Below are 16062 nucleotides of genomic sequence, written 5' to 3' on the forward strand. Positions count from 1 at the left end.
GACGGACGCATTGGCGACAGCGAAGAACAGCAAAGCGACGGCGGAAGCGGGAAACGGCCGCCGGACGCTGAGCCGCGAGGACTGGATCCGCGCCGCGCTGAAGGTGCTGGAGAAGGGCGGCGTCGCCAGCGTCAAGGTCGACCGGCTGGCGACGTCGCTGAAGGTGACGCGCGGCAGCTTCTACTTTCACTTCAACGGCCGCAAGGACCTGCTGGCGGCGCTGCTGGTGGAATGGCGCCGCCGCAACTGCGCGCCTTTCGAAGCGCTGGAAAGCCGTATCGACCTCGAGGGCACGGCCCTGTTCCGCGCCTTCCGCAACGTCTGGGTCGACGAGGACCCGTTCAGCCCGGCGCTGGACATGGCGGTGCGCGACTGGGGCCGCGCCGCGAAGGAGGTGGCGCGGGCGGTGCAGGACGCCGACGACCACCGCATGGGCCTGCTGCGCCGGGCCTTCGACCAGATGGGCTATGCCGGCGACGAGGCGCTGATCCGCACCCGGGTCAGCTATTTCCACCAGATCGGCTACTACGCCATGGCCTTCCGCGAGCCGCGGCCGGAGCGGCTGCGCTACCTGACGATCTATGACGACGTATTGACCGGACGACCGTTCAAGGAATCGGAGCCATGCTGACGATCTGGGGCCGGCGCAACGCCTTCAACGTGCAGAAGGTGCTGTGGCTGGTCGGCGAGTTGAACCTGCCGCACGAGCACATCCCGGCAGGCGGCGATTTCGGCGGGCTGGACGATCCGGCCTTCCGCACGATGAACCCGCATGGCCGGGTGCCGGTGATCGACGATGGCGGCACGGTGGTGTGGGAATCGCACTCGATCCTGCGCTACCTCGCCGCTCGGGACGGCCGGCTGTGGCCGGCGGACCCAGCCGAACGGTCGCTGTCCGACCGCTGGATGGACTGGTCGCTGTCGGCTCTGCAGCGCGACTTCATGGATCTGTTCTGGGGCCATTGGCGGACGCCGGAGGCCGAGCGCAACCGCGAGCTGGTCGCCCGCAGGCAGGACGCCTGCGCCGGCCATTTCCGGCTGCTCGACGAGCATTTGGCCGGCCGGCCCTTCCTGGCGGGCGACGGCTTCGGCCTGGCCGACATCCCGGCCGGCACCGTGCTGTACCGCTATTTCGGCATGGGGCTGGAGACGCCGGCCGTGCCGCATGTCCGCGCCTGGTACGCCCGCCTGGTCGAGCGGCCGGCCTATCGCCAGCATGTGATGATGCCCTTCGACGACATGTATGGGCGGCTGGCGTATTGAGGAGATGCTTGAGAACAAGTGCTCCAAATAAGGAGAAGCTTCTTATTTGTCATTGCCGGGCTTGACCCGGCAATCCAGAAGATGTCGACAATCTCTGGATGCCCGGGTCAAGCCCGGGCATGACAATCTTTTTGAGTCAGTTGTTGTTCGGAGCGGCCTGATCCGTCTGCGGTCCCAGAAACGCAGCGATCTCCGCGATCAGCGCGTCCCGGCCGCGCTCGGGGCGGTCGAGATGCACGTAATGGGTGGCGCCGGGCAGGGTCATGCTGCGCACGCCTTCGGACCGCACCGTGTCATGGGCGAAGGCGGCCATATCCTCCGGCCGGCTCCAGAAATCATGCTCGGAGCGGACCAGCAGGACCGGGGCGGTGATCGAGCCGGCATCGAACAGCCGGCGGCCGGCCGCCTGGTAGAAGCTGTCCTCGGCGGCGCCGGCCGGGGCGCGGAAGGCCGGGGGATCGCGCGTCTCCGACGCAGGATCGCTGGCCAGCGCCGCCCGGGCATAGGCCTCGGCGACGGCCGGATCGCGCCAGCTCGCCTTGTCCTCGGCCGGGATCGACTCGTCCCAGGAGGGGAACAGTGAGGCGGCGGTGGTCAGCCGGTAGCCGCCGAGCTTCGGGCTCAGCCGGCCCGGGTGGTCGGGATCGGCGGCGGACGAGCCGGGCACGTCGAGGTCGAAGGAGGCGATCCCCGGCACCCTGGCGCCGTGCACCAGGATGATCGGCTCCCCGGCGGCGCCGGCGCGGGGCCGGACCTCGCGGACACGGATGCCGATGCCGTCGGCGGTGGTGACCCGCAACTCCTCGCGGATGAGGTCGGGAGCCGCCTCGGCCGACCCCGCGGCAAGGGCGGCGGCCAGGACGGCGGCTCGGGATGCGCGCAGGATGGACACGGTTTCCTCCGGGCTGGTGGGCTCCGGTCCTGTTTGGCGATCCGCCTCTGATCGATCAAATATCGCTTCTGCTCGTTTTGATATCTGTCAGGTATCAATGACATCATTCCGGCCGGATGAAGCATTGACCCGTCATGGCGAGCCCCGAAGGGGCGTGGCCATCCGGCGGCACCGGCCCCTGGATGGCCACGGTGCTTCGCACCTCGCCATGACGATTTTTTGTGGATTACCGCGGTGTTGCTTGGGCAGCAGTCGGCTGCACTGTCAGCAAATTGGCGTCGCGGGTCAGCAGCCAGTGTCCGTCCGGCTGCTTGTGCAGGATGGTCAGGGTCCAGCCCGTGCGCCGCACCGGCTGGCCGACCGGCGGGATCATGGTGATGTCGAGATGGCTGCGCAGCCAGGCCCAGTCGCCCAGCACCTGCAGCTCGCGGATCTCGCTGCTTCCGTCGATGCGGAACTCCGACTGGCCGGCGGCGGCGGCGAAGGCTTGCTTGCCGAAGGGCTCGTGGCCGGGGACCATGAACACGACATCGTCCGACATCAGGCTGAGGACGGTCGTAGTGTCGCCAGCCTTGCTGGCCGCCATCCAGGTGTCGACCAGGTCGCGGATCACGCGCTCGTCTTCCGTCATCGCAGGCCTCTCCGGTTGCGGGACGGAACCAATCTAGCCGGAACCGGCCGTGCGGCCAGCCCCTAGGAGCCGATCCGCCGGGCCCGGAACTCGGCCAGCAGGCGCCAGTCGCGCTCGCCATCGGACGATAGCTCGGCCCGCCAGACGAAGGCATCAAGCGTGATCTCGCGGAAGCTCCAGCGGGAGGTGGCGCCGCTCTCGTCGCTGCCCAGTTGGACGATGTCGCGGCCTTCGGCCCGGCCGAGCTGGCGGGTGTAGTACTGCTTCAGCGGGTCGTGCCACAGGATGTGCCAGGCGTCGAGACCGGCGTCGTAGATCCGCAGCGTCGTGCCGAAGAAGGCGCCCGGCAGGATCCAGACATCCTGGATGGCGCGGCCCTGCAGTGCCCAGCCGAAATGGATCTCGCCGCGGCCGGGCGTGGCGCTACCGTCCTCGGCGAACAGGCGGGTGTCCATCTCCCAGTCGCCGATCAGCCAGCCATAGAGGGCCATCTTCTCGGCCCGATCGGGCGCCGGGCCGTCGGCGAACAGGGCGGCTTGCAGGGACGGGAAGGCGGGCATGGCGAGGACTCCGGTGGTATCGGGATGGTCTGGATTAGGCCGTGCCGGGTGGTCGCCGCTTGGAGAAAATTGCGGTTCCGGGCCTGCCCCATTCCCAGGTCGCCGGAACGACTTCGGTCAAAAAATGCCCGATTATGAAATCGCCCTCGATAATATAGATTCTATTTTTATTTGATTAAAATAGAAGTGCCGAATAATTCGGTTTGTAAGTTGCAATTCCTAATTGCCGATGATCGGATATGATCAATGGCGTTAACATCCGTGGCGCCTTTCGCGCCCTTCTTGCCACCCCGGCCACAGGCTTGCCAGTGCAGGACGTGCTGCTCGATCTCGCGATCCCCAGCCGGTTGGAGGCGATGGACGCCGTCCAGGCCCAGGTGGACGCGGCGCTCCGGCGGCTCGGCCTCGACGACGACGCCTGCCACCGGATCGGCCTGGCGACGCATGAGGCGGTGGTCAACGCCATCGTCCACGGCAATCGCCGGGACCCCGGCCGGCCGGTCGAGGTCCAGCTCGCCTGCGACGGCGAAGACCTCGTCATCCGCGTCGCGGACCGGGGCGCCGGCTTCGACCCGGCCGGCGTCGCCGATCCGCTGCTGCCGGAGAACCTGGCTCGGCCGGGCGGCCGGGGCCTGCTGCTGATGCGGGCCTTGATGGACGAAGTCGGCCATGGGCCCGGCCTATCGGGGGGCACCGTCGCCACCCTGCGCCGGCGGCTGGGCGGGGTCACGCCCCACCCGGATCACTGAAACCAGAGGAAAGGAAAGATCATGGCGAAGGTCACCACCCGCATCCGGGACGGCGTCACCATCGTGGACGTCGTCGGCGGGCTCGTCAGCGGCGGGGACGATCCGGGCGTGCGCGGCGCGGTGCGCCAGGCGCTCGACGGCGGCGCGACCAAGATCGCGTTGAATCTCGGCGGGGTCGACTTCCTCAACTCGTCCGGCATCAACGTGCTGGCCAGCAGCCACGCCGCGGTGTCCGACCGCGGCGGCAAGCTGAAGCTGGTCTCGGTCCAGCCCAAGGTCCAGGAGGTCCTGACGATCGCCCGGCTCGGCACCATGTTCGAGATTCACGGCAGCGAGGACGAGGCGGTGGCCTCTTTCGCCTGATCGGGACCTTTAGGCTCTCAACATCGTCATTGCGACCCCGGCCTTGAGCCGGGGGAAGCAATCCAGGGCCGCTTGGCGTGGCCCCTGATTGCTTCGTCGGCTTCGCCTCCTCGCAATGACGGCGAGGGCAGGCTCTACTTCAGGCTGAACGCCCGCGGCGATTCCTGGGGTGGGGTCGGGCGGTGCAGCAGCGCCGGGTCGATCCGAGCGCCGAATTCCAGCGCGGCGTCGGCCAGGGCGCCGAGGGTGAACTCGGCGTACGACACCGGCAGCAGCAGGTCGAAGGCGTCGGCGCCGGCGCGCTGCAGATGCACCCGCACATGCTCCAGCCGGGCGGTGGCGAAGTCGCCCTCGGCCAGCATGTCCGGGTGCAGGTCGACCGCCGCCAGCTTGGCCAAGAGATCGCGCGACCGCGGTCCGTCCAGCCGCAGCCCGGTGAAGCCGCCGGTGCAGGGCACGGCGGCGACCTCCGCCGGCAGGTCGGGCAGGGCATCGGTCTCGGCGATCAGCAGCCGGCGCCAGGGGGCGGTCGGCCACAGCCGCAGGCCGCCCGCCGTCAGCGTCGCGCCTGCCTCGGCGACGGCGGCGCCGAACACGCCGCGCTCCCAGGTCGCCAACGCGGCGGCGGAGTCCTCGCTCCAGGCGGCGAGCTGCAGGATCGCGGCGGGGCGCCAGGGGCGGAAGCTCAGGCCCTCGGCGTCCAGGGTCGACAGCGCCTCGATCGGGTTCAGATCAGCCACGGACGCGCTCCCCCTTCGGGTCATATAGGCAGGGCTCGGTAACGCGGACCTTGATATGGCTGCCGCGCAGCGGGTCGGTGGCGAAGATGGTGCCGCCCATCCGCTCCTTGGCGCGGGCCAGGAAGCCGAGGCCGATCGGCAGCCCGGTCACCGGGCCGGTGCAAGTCGAGGTGACGTGCCCCTGGGTCGGCTCGTTCGGGCGGTACATGCCGCCCTCGACCAGATGGGCTCCGGCGACCAGCGGCTCGCCGGTCTCCGACACCAGCCCGACCAGCCGCGGCCGGTCCGGGTCGGCCAGGCCCTCGCGCTGGGCCATCGTCTTGCCGATGTAGTTGCCCTCGCGCTTGGCGAAGCGCTCATGCGCCAGGTCGGCCAGGGTGACCTGGCCGTTGATCTCGGCGCCGGTCAGGAAGCCCTTCTCGATCCGCAGCAGCTCCAGCGCCTCCAGCCCGAAGCGCTGCAGCCCGATCGGCTCGCCGGCCGCAATCAGCCGGTGCCACAGAGCGTGGGCGTGCTGCGCCTCGACATGCAGCTCGTAGCCCAGCTCGCCGGTGAAGCTGACGCGCAGGATGCGGACCGGCAGGCCGTCGACCATCACGTCGCGGACCGCCATGAACGGCAGGGCGTCATTCGAGACATCCGCGGCGTCGCCGACCAGCCGGGCCAGCACCGCGCGGGCGTCAGGTCCGGTCAAGGCCAAGGCGGCCCGGGCCTCGGTCAGCTCGGTCACCGCCACCCGCAGCTCCGGCCAGTCGACCTCGGTCAGCCGCTCCATCATCCGCACCACGTCATGCGCCTTGGCGCTGGTGGTGGTGACGTAGAAGCGGTCCTCGGCCAGCCGGGTGACGGTGCCGTCATCCAGCACGATGCCGTCGTCGCGCAGCATGATGCCGTAGCGCGAGCGGCCGACCGGCAGGGTCTCGATCCGGTTGACGTAGAGCCGTTCCAGGAACGCCGCCGCGTCGGGACCGCTGACATCGACCTTGCCCAGGGTCGAGACGTCGAACACGCCGACATTCGACCGGACGTGGCGGGCCTCGCGCAGCGACGCCTCGCCCAGGCCCTCGCCCGGCCGCGGGTAGTAATGCGGCCGCAGCCAGCCGCCGGAGCGGATGAAGACGGCGCCTTCGGCGCGCTGGATCTCGTGGAAGGGCGGCCGCCGGGTCGGGTAGGCGTGCCAGCCGACCGACCGGCCGGCGATGGCGCCGAAGGCGACGGGCGTGTAGGGCGGCCGGAAGGTCGGCGCCGCCACATCGCCCCGCCGCAGCCGGCGGGCATCGGCCAGGATGTCCATCGCCGGGCCGTTCGAGGTCTTGCCCTGGTCCGTCGCCATGCCCTGGGTGGTGTAGCGCTTCATGTGCTCGGGTGAGGTGAAGCCCTCGCGCGCCGCCAGGCGGATATCGGCGGCGGTGACGTCGTTCTGGAAATCGACGAACGCCTTGCCGCCGACCTGCGGGTCCGCGACCACCGGGGCGGTCGCCGGGGCAGGGGTGGGGCGCTCCCATCCAGTCCCCCCTCCCCTTGCGGGAGGGGGGTAGGGGGAGGGGGGTGTCGATGAAGGGCTCGGTGCGGCGGATTCTGCTCCGGCTGCACCAACCCCCTCCCCCTGGCCCCCTCCCGCGAGGGGAGGGGGGACTCTCATAATTTGCCGGAACCGCGCCGCCTGCCGCCCCACCGCGAGCCCGTCGGCGATCGCGGCCTCGGTGGTGGCGCGGCCGGCGCAGGCGCCGGCGGCCAGCAGCGGGCCGTCGAGGTCCGGCAGCACGAAGCCGCCGCGGGTCCAGTCCAGCTTCGGGCGGATGCCGCGCTGGCTCAGCAGATGCGTGGTCGGCATCCAGCCGCCGGACATGGCGATGGCGTCGCAATCGATCGCGGGCGCCTTGCCGCTGCCGTCGGCCGTGCCGATCCGGGCACCCTCGACGCCGAGGCGTCCCTTGGTGCTGCGAACGGCCGACCCGGCATGGACCGCGATGCCGGCGGCGCGCAGCTCATCCGCCAGCGGGCCGAGCAGGGCGGCGCGGCTGTCGACCAGCCCGGCGACCTCGACCCCGTGCCGCTTCAGCGCCAGGGCGGTGCGGGCGGCGCCGTCGTCGATCCCGGCCACCAGCACCCGCCGGCCCGGCGCCACGGCGAAGCGATGGGCATAGCGATGCGCCGCGCCGGCCAGCATCACGCCGGGGCGGTCGTTGTTCGGGAACACCAGCGGCTGCTCGATCGCCCCGGCCGCGACCACGATCGCCGCGGCCCGGATGGTCCAGAAGCGCTGGCGCGGCAGGTGCGGCGGCGGCTCCGCCAGATGGTCGGCGACGCGCTCGACCAGCCCGATTGTGCCGTGGTCATAGAGGCCGAAGGCGGTGCCGCGCGGCACCAGCGTCACCCGGTCGCCGAAGCCCTGCAGCGCCGCCAGCCGCTCGGCCACCCACTCCGTTGCCGGTCGGCCCCCGACCGGCTCGTCCTCGCCGAGCAGGGTGCCGCCGAAGCGGTCGCCCTCGTCGCATAGGATCACCCGGGCGCCGGACTCTGCCGCGGCCAGCGCGGCGCTCAGCCCCGCCGGCCCACCGCCCACCACCAGCACGTCGCAGAAGGCGTGGCGGCGCTCGTAGCGGTCGGGGTCGGTCGCCGTCGCCGCGGTGCCGAGGCCGGCAGCGCGGCGGATGATCCGCTCATAGACCGGCTCCCAGAACGAGGCCGGCCACATGAAGGTCTTGTAGTAGAAGCCGGCCGGGAACACCGGGGCCAGCACGCTGTTGACCACGCCCAGCGCGTCGAAGCTCAGGGACGGCCAGCGGTTCTGGCTCTGTGCCACCAGCCCGTCATACAGCTCGACCATGGTGGCGCGGGTGTTGGGCTCGTGCCGCCCGCCTATGCGCAGCTCTACCAGCGCGTTCGGCTCCTCCGATCCGGCGGACAGGATGCCGCGCGGCCGGTGGTACTTGAAGCTGCGGCCGACCAGCCGGACGCCGTTGGCCAGCAGGGCCGAGGCCAGCGTGTCGCCGGGATGGCCCTCATAGCGCTGTCCGTCGAACTGGAAGCCGAGCCGTGCCGACCGGTCGATCAGCCCGCCCTGGGCCAGGCGATGCGAAGTCATCGGCCAGCCTCCGACGCGGGGCGGCGCAGCGGCTCGGCCGCCGTGATCTCATGGGTCAGCGTGTCGCGCGTGACCAGGATCCAGGACCGGCAGCCATAGTTGTGCTGCCAGTACTCGCGGTGCGACCCGCGCGGATTGTCGTGGCGATAGACATGGTCGAACCAGGGCGCTGCCGCCGTCTCCTCATGCGCCGGGCGGGGCGTCTCAGCATCGCCGCCATAGAAGAACTCGGACAGGTCGCGCGGGCCGCACCAGGGGCAGGGGATTCGCATATGTCCGCTCCTCAGTGCCGGTTCGCGATCGGGCCGACGCCGTTCTCGTCGATGATCCGGCCGCGCTCGAACCGGTCGAGCGCGAAGGGCCGGTTCAGCTCGTGTGGCGCGCCGTTGGCGATGGTGTGGGCGCAGACCCAGCCGGAGCCGGGGATGGCTTTGAAGCCGCCATAGCACCAGCCCATGTTGAGATAGAGCCCGTCGACCGGCGCCAGGCCGATGATCGGGCTGCCGTCCATCGACATGTCCATCACCCCGGCCCAGTGCCGCAGGATGCGGGTGCGCGACAGGTTCGGCATCAGCGCGATGGCGGCGGTGGCGATGTCCTCGACCACCGGCAGGTTGCCGCGCTGGGCGTAGGAGTTGTAGCCGTCCAGGTCGCCGCCAAAGACCAGCCCGCCCTTGTCGGACTGGCTGATGTAGAAATGGCCGCTGCCGCCCCAGGACAGCACGGAGTTGACCACCGGCTTCAGCCCCTCCGACACGAAGGCCTGCAGCAGGTGGCTCTCGATCGGCAGCTTGAGCCCGATCTTGCCGGCGAGGATCGAGGCGGAGCCGGCGGTGGCGAGGCAGATCCGGTCGGCGCTGATCGGACCCTTGGTCGTCATCACCCCGGTGACTCGCTCGCCGTCGCGCTGGAAATCCAGCACCTCGCAATCCTCGATGATGTCGACGCCGAGGTCGCTGGCGGCGCGGGCGAAGCCCCAGGCCACGGCATCGTGCCGGGCGGTGCCGCCGCGGCGCTGGATCAGCGCGCCGTACAGCGGGAACAGGGCCTCGTCGGAATAGTCCAGGTTCGGCGCGATCCGGCGCAGGTCGTCCGGCTCCAGCCAGTCGGCGTCGATGCCGGCCAGGCGCATGCCGTTGCCGCGGCGGCGCAGCGCCATGGCCCCGCCCAGCGAGGTCGCCAGGAACATCGAGCCGCGGGCCGAGAACATGACGTTGTAGTTCAGGTCCTCGCTGAGCTCATGCCACAGCTTGAGCGACCATTCGTAGAAATGCTGGTTGTCCGGCAGCAGGTAGTTCGAGCGCACCACGGTGGTGTTGCGGCCGACATTGCCGCCGCCGATCCAGCCGCGCTCGACCAGGGCGACATTGGTGATGCCGTGGTTGCGGGCCAGGTAGTAGGCGGTGGCCAGGCCGTGCCCGCCGCCGCCGACGATGACGACGTCGTAGCTTTTCTTCGGCGTCGCCTTGCGCCACGCCGGCTCCCAGCCGCGATGGCCGCCCAGCGCCTTCCGCGCCAGCGACAGGAAGGAATACCGCTGCATCCGTCCGCCCCGTCTTCGCCGGGTTTGCCCGGCATCTCCCGATCCTGCCGGTACAGTACACCACTGTATGTTCGGGAAAAGAGGGATGTTCGGGCGCGGCGGGTTGACTCTGTGTAAGTTTCTGCTTACCGTAAGCCATGGCTAACGAAGAAAAGGCCCTCGCGGCGCTGGCCGATCCGACAAGGCGGATCGTGTTCGAGCGGCTGGCGCGCGGGCCGCAGGCGGTGGGCGAGCTGGCGGACGGCCTGCCGGTCAGCCGGCCGGCGGTGTCGCAGCACCTCGCCGTGCTGAAATCCGCCGGGCTGGTGGTGGACCGGGCCGAGGGCGCGCGGCGGGTCTATCAGATCGACCCCGCCGGGCTCGGCCCGCTGCGTGCCTGGCTCGACCGGTTCTGGGACCACGCCCTGGACGCATTCAAGGCAGAAGCCGAACGGGAGGAGGAATCATGACCCTGAGCATCAAGCCTGCGGCGATCCGCAAGAGCCTGCGGATCAAGGCCGGCCGGCAGAAGGCCTTCGACATCTTCACCACCGGCATGGGCCGGTGGTGGCCGCCCTCGCACAGCCTGCTGCAGGCGCCGCGCGCCGATGTGGTGATGGAGCCGCAGGCCGGCGGCCGCTGGTACGAGCGCGCCGTCGACGGCAGCGAATGCAATTGGGGCCGGGTGGTGTCTTGGGAGCCGCCGGGCCGCGTGCTGCTGGCTTGGCAGCTGACCGGCGAATGGCGCTTCGACCCCGGTTTCGAGACCGCGCTGGAGATCCTGTTCCTGGCCGAATCCGACGCGGTCACGCGGATCGAGGTCGAGCACCGCGACATCGAGAAGTTCGGCGAGGCCGAGGCGGCGGCGCGGCGTTCGCTCGACTCCGACGGCGGCTGGACCGGTGTCCTGCGGGCCTTTGCGGCGCTGGCCGAGCAGGCGGCCTGAGGGGACGCATAGCACCATATTCTTGCTTCAATTCGGAGTCAGCGTCGCCTCTGGCCGATCGGGTGTCGGCAGGAGACGACGCGATGACCGGTGTGTGGCGTGTCGGCGGAATCGGTGCCCTGGCGCTGCTGGTGGCCTGCGGGCCGACCCCGTCGGAGATGCAGCTGAATTACGCCTCGCAGCAATGCTCCTACGGCGATCCCTATGCCTGCAACGCGCTCGGCCAGCTGTCGTACCAGGCCCAGTATGAGCGGCAGCAGCAGGACACCAACACGGCGCTGGCCGTCGGCGTGCTGGCGCTGGGCGGCCTCGCCATCGCCGCGGCTGCCTCGGACAATGATTATGACGACGGCTGGCGCCGCCGGCGCTGGTACAATGACGGCTGGGGCTATCGCGGCCGGCGCGGCCGCCACTGGTGATCGCGGGCTGGCCGTCGGGGGCCCCTCAGGTCTCGGCCGGCGGCGTGGCCCGGCGCCGCGGCGGGTCATAGAAGGGGCGGTCGACCACCCGGGCCCGCACCATCAGCTTGTGGTAGACCAGCTCGCGCAGGGCGTAGATCTCGACCCACAGCTCGTCCTTGACCGTATCGCCATAGGGCCGGCGCAGCGAGGCCAGGGCGATGTTGCGCTTGGCCGAGGGTGACCAGGCGGCGGCACTGATCTGCCCGGCCTCGGCCTTGCCCTTGTGATAGACGATGGCGTGGTCGGCCGGGACGTTGCCGTCGATGTCCAGCCCGACCAGGCACCAACGGGCCGACCGGACGCGGCGCTGGGCCAGGATCGTGCGCTTGCCGGTCCAGTAGGCGGCCTTCTTCTCGTCGACCAGCCAGCCCAGGCCGATCTCGTCCGGGGTGCGGCGGCGGTCGACGCGGATGGCGGTCTCGGCGGTGATGAAGTCGCTGTTGGCGATGATGAAGCCGGCCTCCAGCCGCGCCAGGTCCAGCGCCTCGAAGCCGATCGCCTGCAGCCCGTGCCATGGACCGGCCGCCCACAGCCGGTCCCACAGCGCCAGCGCCGCCTCGGGCTCCGTGAACAGCTCGTAGCCCAGGTCGCCGGTGAAGCCGGTGCGGGACACGGTGACCCGGCCCTCGTCGAGGTGGACATCGCGGATCTGGAACGGTTTCAGCGTCTCGATGCCGTCGAAGCCGGCGCGGGTCAGCAGCGCCCGGCTGGTCGGGCCCTGCAGCGCCAGGGCGGCCACCTGCTCGGTCTCCTCGGCGATCTCGACCTCGAAGCCGATGGCGGAATCGAGCAGCCAGTTCAGGTGCCGCTCCTGGCAGCACAGCCGGAACTCGGCGGCGCCCAGCCGGAACAGCGTGCCGTCATCCAGCACATGGCCGTCATCGTCGCACCAACAGGTGTAATGCACCCGGCCGGCCGCCAGCTTCGACACGTCGCGCACGGTCAGCCGGTCCAGGAAGGCCTCGGCCTCGGGGCCGGCGATGCGGTACTTCACCATCGGCGTCAGGTCGAACAGCGACGCGGCATTGCGGATGGCGAAGTATTCCTGCTCGGCGTCGCGGATGGTGCGGGCGGAGACATAGCCGCCCCAGTTATACCAGTCCTCGGCCTGCATCAGCGCGGCCAGGCGCGGATGGAACGGCGTCTGCAGCAGCGGCCGGCGGAAATGGTCGCGGGGCAGGGGACGGCGCATCACGGGGCCTCTGCCGACGGCCACGGCTCATTCCGAGGAGCATGCTCTAATAGAGTCCCCCCTCCCCTCGCGGGAGGGGGGTAGGGGGAGGGGGTTTTCGCCGCTAAGACCGGCCTAAACTTTGAAATCCGGCTCTGGCCGCAGGACGTGTTCTTTGGCGCATTCGCGCGCGGACGCGCGCAGACCCCTCCCCCTACCCCCCTCCCGCAAGGGGAGGGGGGATTGAAAAGTGCGCTCATTTCACCCATCGTGCCCTCCCGCCAGGATCCGGCGTGCGGCGTTCAGGCCGGCGGCGCCCATCACCCCGCCGCCGGGGTGGCTGCCGGCGCCGCACAGATACAGGCCGGGCACCGGCGTCGCGTACTGGCCGGCGCCATGCACCGGGCGCAGCATCATCAGCTGGTCGACCGCCAGCTCGCCATGGTGCCAGTGGCCGCCGGGCATGCGGTAGCGCGCCTCGAGGTCGGAAGGGGTCAGCAGCTCCGCCGTCAGCACCCGGGCCGACAGGCCGGGCAGGTGCCGCTCCAGCATCGCCAGGATGCGGTCGCGGAAGGTCGGGCCGCCGGTTTCCCAGCCACCGCGCAGCCCGGCCGGGGCGTATTGCGCCACGATCGACATGACGTGCTTTCCCACCGGGGCCAGCGACGGGTCGGTCAGGGACGGGATCACCGCCTCCAGCACCGGCTCGGGCGAGGCCTCGCCGTATTTCGCCGGGTTGAACGCCGCCTCGACCGCGTCGATGCCCGGCGCGATCACCAGCCGCCCGGCCAGCAGCGCCAGGTCCGGCCCCGCCGGCAGCCCATCCAGCGCCAGATGCAGCTTGGCGGCGTTGCCGCGCATGCGGATATGGCCGATACGGCGGACGAAGCCGGCATCCAGCGCCCGCGGCCCCAGCAGGTCGAGAAAGGTGGTGCTTGGGTTGGCGCCGGAAACGACGATCGGCGCCCGGATCTCCGCCCCCTCTGCCAGCGCCACGCCGGAGGCGCGGTCGGCTTCGACCAGGATCTTCGCCACCGGCGTCCCGGTGCGGATCTCGACCCCGGCGGCCCGGGCCGCGGCGGCGATGGCGGCGGCCACCGTCCCCATGCCGCCCTTGGGCAGGGCCAGCGCCGCCGGCACGCCGTCGGCCTGGCCGGCCAGACGGTGCAGCAGCGCCAGCAGCGAGGTCGGGGAACGGGGGCCGAGATGGGTGCCCAGCACGGCGTCGAAGGCGACAGCGCCCCATCAGGCGCGGGTCCGACAGCTCCTCCTCCAGCACGTCGGCCACATCCATCAGGATCATGCGCAGGAACTCGCGCATCTCCTCGCGGCCCAGGCGGCGGATGGCCCAGCCGAGCCTGCCCAGCGCCAGGGCGTCGCCGCGGTCGCCATTGCGCAGCCGGGGCGGCACCTGCGTCAGGAAAGGCTGGAGGGTGCCGGCAAAGCGAAGCAGCCGGCCCCGCAGGGCAGCCCAGGCCTCGGCCTCCCCGGCCGGCAGGTCGCCCTCCAGCCGCTCGCCGAAGGCGCCGTGCAGAGTCAGCGGCCGGCCATCGGCCGACAGCGCCGTGGTCGGGATGTTGGTCGCGGCCAGGGCCAGGCCATGCCGCGGCAGGTCCAGCGCCCGGATCACCTCCGGATGCAGCTGGTTCAGCACATGGGCGACATGGGAGACGCGGAAGCCCGGCGCGAACTCCACCGTCCGGGCGGCGCCGCCGACCTCCTCCGCCGCCTCCAGCACCACCACCCTGCGGCCCTTCCTGGCCAGCAGCGCGGCGCAGACCAGGCCGTTATGGCCGCCCCCGATGACGATGGCGTCACAGGACGTCATAGGCGTCGCTCATCACCGCGGGCCTGCGCTTCAGGTCGCGCAGGATCTCCGACGCCGCATTGCGGCCCGGCGCGCCCATCACCCCGCCGCCGGGATGGGTGGAGGATCCGCACATGTACAGCCCCGCCACCGGCGACCGGTACTGGGCATAGCCGGGCACCGGCCGGTTGAACAGGATCTGGTCGAAGGTCAGCTCGCCCTGGAAGATGTTGCCCTCGGTCAGCCCGACCTCGGCCTCCAGCTCGCGCGGGGTGCGGATCTCGGCGTGCAGGATCAGGTCGCGGAAGCCGGGCGAATACTCGGCGATCTGGTCGATCACGGTGCTGCCGAAGGCGTCGCGGTCGGCATCGGTCCAGTCGCGGCCCTCGACCTTGGGCGGGCAGTACTGCACGAAGCAGCTCATGAAGTGCTGCCCCGGCGGCGCCATGGTCGGATCCAGCGTGGTCGGGATCATCATGTCCAGGAACGGATCGGCCGACCAGCGCCCGGCCTTCCAGTCGTCATAGCCGCGCTCCATCCGCTCGACGCTGTCGGTGAAGTGCATGTCGCCGCGCAGGCAGGGCGACCCCTCGGGCAGCGCCGGGAAGCGGGGCAGGGCGTCCAGCGCGATGTTCACCTTGCCGGAGGAGCCGCGGATCTTGAAGTTGCGGACGCGCTTGACGAAGGGCGCCGGCAGCGCCTGCTCCTCCACCAGCGTCAGGAAGGTGCGCTTGACGTCGAGGTTGGAGACGACCTGCCGGGCGCGGATCTCCTCGCCGCCCGCCAGCACCACGCCGGCGGCCTTGCCGTGCTCGACCAGGATGCGCTCGACCGCGGCGCCGGTGCGGATCTCGCCCCTGGCGGCGCGCAGCGACCCCGCCATGGCCTGGGTGGTGGCGCCCATGCCGCCGCGGGCGAAGCCCCAGGCGCCGGTGGCGCCGTCGACATCGCCCATATAGTGGTGCAGCAGCACATAGGCCGAGCCGGGCGAGCAGGGGCCGAGCGCGGTGCCGATGATGCCGGACAGGGCGAAGCTGGCCTTCACCACCGGGTTCTCGAAGTACTCGTCCAGATATTCCGCGATGCTCATGGTCCAGAACCGGATGGTGTCGGCCATCTCGGTCTCGGTCAGGCCATGGAACTTGCGGCCGAGATACAGCATCTCCTGCAAATCGCGCGGCCGCAGCGACGCCGGGTCCGGTGGGGTGCGCAGCAGCAGCGGGCGGATGAAGCGGCATTGCCGGGTGACGTCGGCGGAGTAGCGGTCATAGGCCTCGGCGTCGCGCAGCGAGAAGCGCTGGATCTCGCGCCGGTGCGCGTCGTGCTGGCGATAGGTCGCCAGCGCATCGCCGTCGCGGGTGAACACGGCGCCGCCCTCATAGGGGATGACCTGCAGCCCGTGCCGCGGCAGCTCCAGGTCGCGCATGATCTCCGGCCGCAGCAGGCTGCAGACATAGGAGCAGTTGGAGTAGAGGATGCCGGGATGCAGCGACCGGCTCACGGCCGCGCCGCCGACCCAGTCGTTCTTCTCTACCACCAGCACCTCGAGCCCGGCCCGGGCCAGGTAGCCGGCCGCCACCAGCCCATTGTGCCCGGCCCCGACGACGATGACGTCCCAGGTCTTCATGGGGAGAGTTCGTCCGATGATGGATTGGACGGACTGGCACTACCGACGCTGCCGGCACTATCGAGTCCCCCCTCCCCTTGCGGGAGGGGGGGAGGGGGAGGGGGCTCGCGCCGCAGGATCAGGCGGTTGGAATCCCGAAACGGAAACCGCCGCCAACCGGCTTCGCATCGCCGCTTCTCTTTGATCGGCAACCCCCTCCCCCTAGCCCCCTCCCGCGAGGGGAGGGGGGACAAGGATGGCTT

The 16062-nt window shown here is 70.7% G+C and carries 17 protein-coding genes and 1 pseudogene; 7 read left to right on the forward strand and 11 right to left on the reverse strand.

From position 1 onward, the window contains the following. The first annotated feature begins 10 nt into the window (after nt 1–10). The gene (locus QFZ27_RS16975) at nt 11–631 is read left to right on the forward strand and encodes a TetR/AcrR family transcriptional regulator (protein ID WP_429227557.1); all 621 of its coding nucleotides are present in this window, start codon (nt 11–13) and stop codon (nt 629–631) included. Further along, on the forward strand, nt 625–1263 hold the full coding sequence (locus QFZ27_RS16980) for a glutathione S-transferase family protein (protein WP_429227558.1): 639 nt from the start codon (nt 625–627) through the stop codon (nt 1261–1263). Before QFZ27_RS16975 ends, QFZ27_RS16980 begins: the two co-directional genes overlap by 7 nt. A gap of 136 nt (nt 1264–1399) precedes the next feature. Here the strand turns inward: QFZ27_RS16980 and QFZ27_RS16985 are convergent, their stop codons facing one another. The 3 genes from QFZ27_RS16985 to QFZ27_RS16995 all read right to left on the reverse strand — a co-directional run bounded on the left by QFZ27_RS16985 (nt 1400) and on the right by QFZ27_RS16995 (nt 3346). Then, nucleotides 1400–2155: an alpha/beta fold hydrolase gene (locus QFZ27_RS16985; protein ID WP_429227559.1), complete on the reverse strand. Its 756-nt coding sequence runs from the start codon at nt 2153–2155 to the stop codon at nt 1400–1402. Between the two features lie 226 nt (nt 2156–2381). Further along, on the reverse strand, nt 2382–2786 hold the full coding sequence (locus QFZ27_RS16990) for a YybH family protein (protein WP_429227560.1): 405 nt from the start codon (nt 2784–2786) through the stop codon (nt 2382–2384). A 62-nt stretch (nt 2787–2848) separates the two neighbouring features. Then, on the reverse strand, nt 2849–3346 hold the full coding sequence (locus tag QFZ27_RS16995) for a hypothetical protein (RefSeq protein WP_429227561.1): 498 nt from the start codon (nt 3344–3346) through the stop codon (nt 2849–2851). 308 nt (nt 3347–3654) lie between these two features. Here QFZ27_RS16995 and QFZ27_RS17000 point away from each other — a divergent pair, with 308 nt between their 5' ends. Both QFZ27_RS17000 and QFZ27_RS17005 read left to right on the forward strand, forming a co-directional pair. Beyond that, complete coding sequence (locus QFZ27_RS17000; RefSeq protein ID WP_429232467.1) at nt 3655–4095, forward strand: ATP-binding protein; 441 nt, start codon at nt 3655–3657, stop codon at nt 4093–4095. Between the two features lie 21 nt (nt 4096–4116). Continuing rightward, nucleotides 4117–4458 (forward strand): STAS domain-containing protein, encoded by a 342-nt coding sequence (locus tag QFZ27_RS17005; RefSeq protein WP_429227562.1) that lies wholly within the window; start codon nt 4117–4119, stop codon nt 4456–4458. Nucleotides 4459–4592: 134 nt separating this feature from the next. Here the strand turns inward: QFZ27_RS17005 and QFZ27_RS17010 are convergent, their stop codons facing one another. From QFZ27_RS17010 to QFZ27_RS17025, 4 genes are read right to left on the reverse strand one after another with little or no spacing between them, the layout of a single operon-like run. Beyond that, the gene (locus QFZ27_RS17010) at nt 4593–5198 is read right to left on the reverse strand and encodes a sarcosine oxidase subunit gamma (RefSeq protein WP_429227563.1); all 606 of its coding nucleotides are present in this window, start codon (nt 5196–5198) and stop codon (nt 4593–4595) included. Beyond that, entirely contained in the window at nt 5191–8286 is a 3096-nt protein-coding gene (locus QFZ27_RS17015) for a 2Fe-2S iron-sulfur cluster-binding protein (protein WP_429227564.1), read from the reverse strand. Before QFZ27_RS17015 ends, QFZ27_RS17010 begins: the two co-directional genes overlap by 8 nt. Then, nucleotides 8283–8558 (reverse strand): sarcosine oxidase subunit delta, encoded by a 276-nt coding sequence (locus QFZ27_RS17020; protein ID WP_429227565.1) that lies wholly within the window; start codon nt 8556–8558, stop codon nt 8283–8285. Before QFZ27_RS17020 ends, QFZ27_RS17015 begins: the two co-directional genes overlap by 4 nt. A gap of 11 nt (nt 8559–8569) precedes the next feature. After that, nucleotides 8570–9829 carry a sarcosine oxidase subunit beta family protein gene (locus QFZ27_RS17025; protein ID WP_429227566.1) on the reverse strand — a complete coding sequence of 420 codons (1260 nt, stop codon included), beginning with the start codon at nt 9827–9829 and terminating at the stop codon, nt 8570–8572. A gap of 137 nt (nt 9830–9966) precedes the next feature. On the opposite strand from QFZ27_RS17025, the gene QFZ27_RS17030 reads away from it, so the two are divergent. The 3 genes from QFZ27_RS17030 to QFZ27_RS17040 all read left to right on the forward strand — a co-directional run bounded on the left by QFZ27_RS17030 (nt 9967) and on the right by QFZ27_RS17040 (nt 11173). Further along, nucleotides 9967–10278 carry an ArsR/SmtB family transcription factor gene (locus QFZ27_RS17030; RefSeq protein ID WP_429227567.1) on the forward strand — a complete coding sequence of 104 codons (312 nt, stop codon included), beginning with the start codon at nt 9967–9969 and terminating at the stop codon, nt 10276–10278. After that, a complete protein-coding gene (locus tag QFZ27_RS17035) occupies nt 10275–10754 on the forward strand; it encodes an SRPBCC family protein (RefSeq protein ID WP_429227568.1) in 480 nt (159 codons plus the stop codon). The genes QFZ27_RS17030 and QFZ27_RS17035 overlap by 4 nt, the downstream gene beginning before the upstream one ends. Nucleotides 10755–10837: 83 nt before the next feature. Then, nucleotides 10838–11173, forward strand: a complete 336-nt coding sequence (locus QFZ27_RS17040) for a hypothetical protein (RefSeq protein ID WP_429227569.1) — start codon at nt 10838–10840, stop codon at nt 11171–11173. 25 nt (nt 11174–11198) lie between these two features. Here the strand turns inward: QFZ27_RS17040 and QFZ27_RS17045 are convergent, their stop codons facing one another. From QFZ27_RS17045 to QFZ27_RS17060, 4 genes and pseudogenes are all read right to left on the reverse strand, one after another. Continuing rightward, nucleotides 11199–12407: an aminomethyl transferase family protein gene (locus tag QFZ27_RS17045; RefSeq protein ID WP_429227570.1), complete on the reverse strand. Its 1209-nt coding sequence runs from the start codon at nt 12405–12407 to the stop codon at nt 11199–11201. A gap of 240 nt (nt 12408–12647) precedes the next feature. Beyond that, nucleotides 12648–13607 (reverse strand): phytoene desaturase family protein, encoded by a 960-nt coding sequence (locus tag QFZ27_RS17050; RefSeq protein WP_429227571.1) that lies wholly within the window; start codon nt 13605–13607, stop codon nt 12648–12650. Nucleotides 13608–13803: 196 nt separating this feature from the next. Further along, a pseudogene (locus QFZ27_RS17055) lies at nt 13804–14214 on the reverse strand (phytoene desaturase family protein); the annotation flags it as partial. Continuing rightward, on the reverse strand, nt 14201–15820 hold the full coding sequence (locus QFZ27_RS17060) for a phytoene desaturase family protein (protein WP_429227572.1): 1620 nt from the start codon (nt 15818–15820) through the stop codon (nt 14201–14203). The pseudogene QFZ27_RS17055 and the gene QFZ27_RS17060, both read right to left, overlap by 14 nt. Between the last annotated feature and the right edge of the window lie 242 nt (nt 15821–16062).

The sequence above is a fragment of the Inquilinus ginsengisoli genome (assembly GCF_050434925.1).
Taxonomy (GTDB): domain Bacteria; phylum Pseudomonadota; class Alphaproteobacteria; order DSM-16000; family Inquilinaceae; genus Inquilinus; species Inquilinus ginsengisoli_B.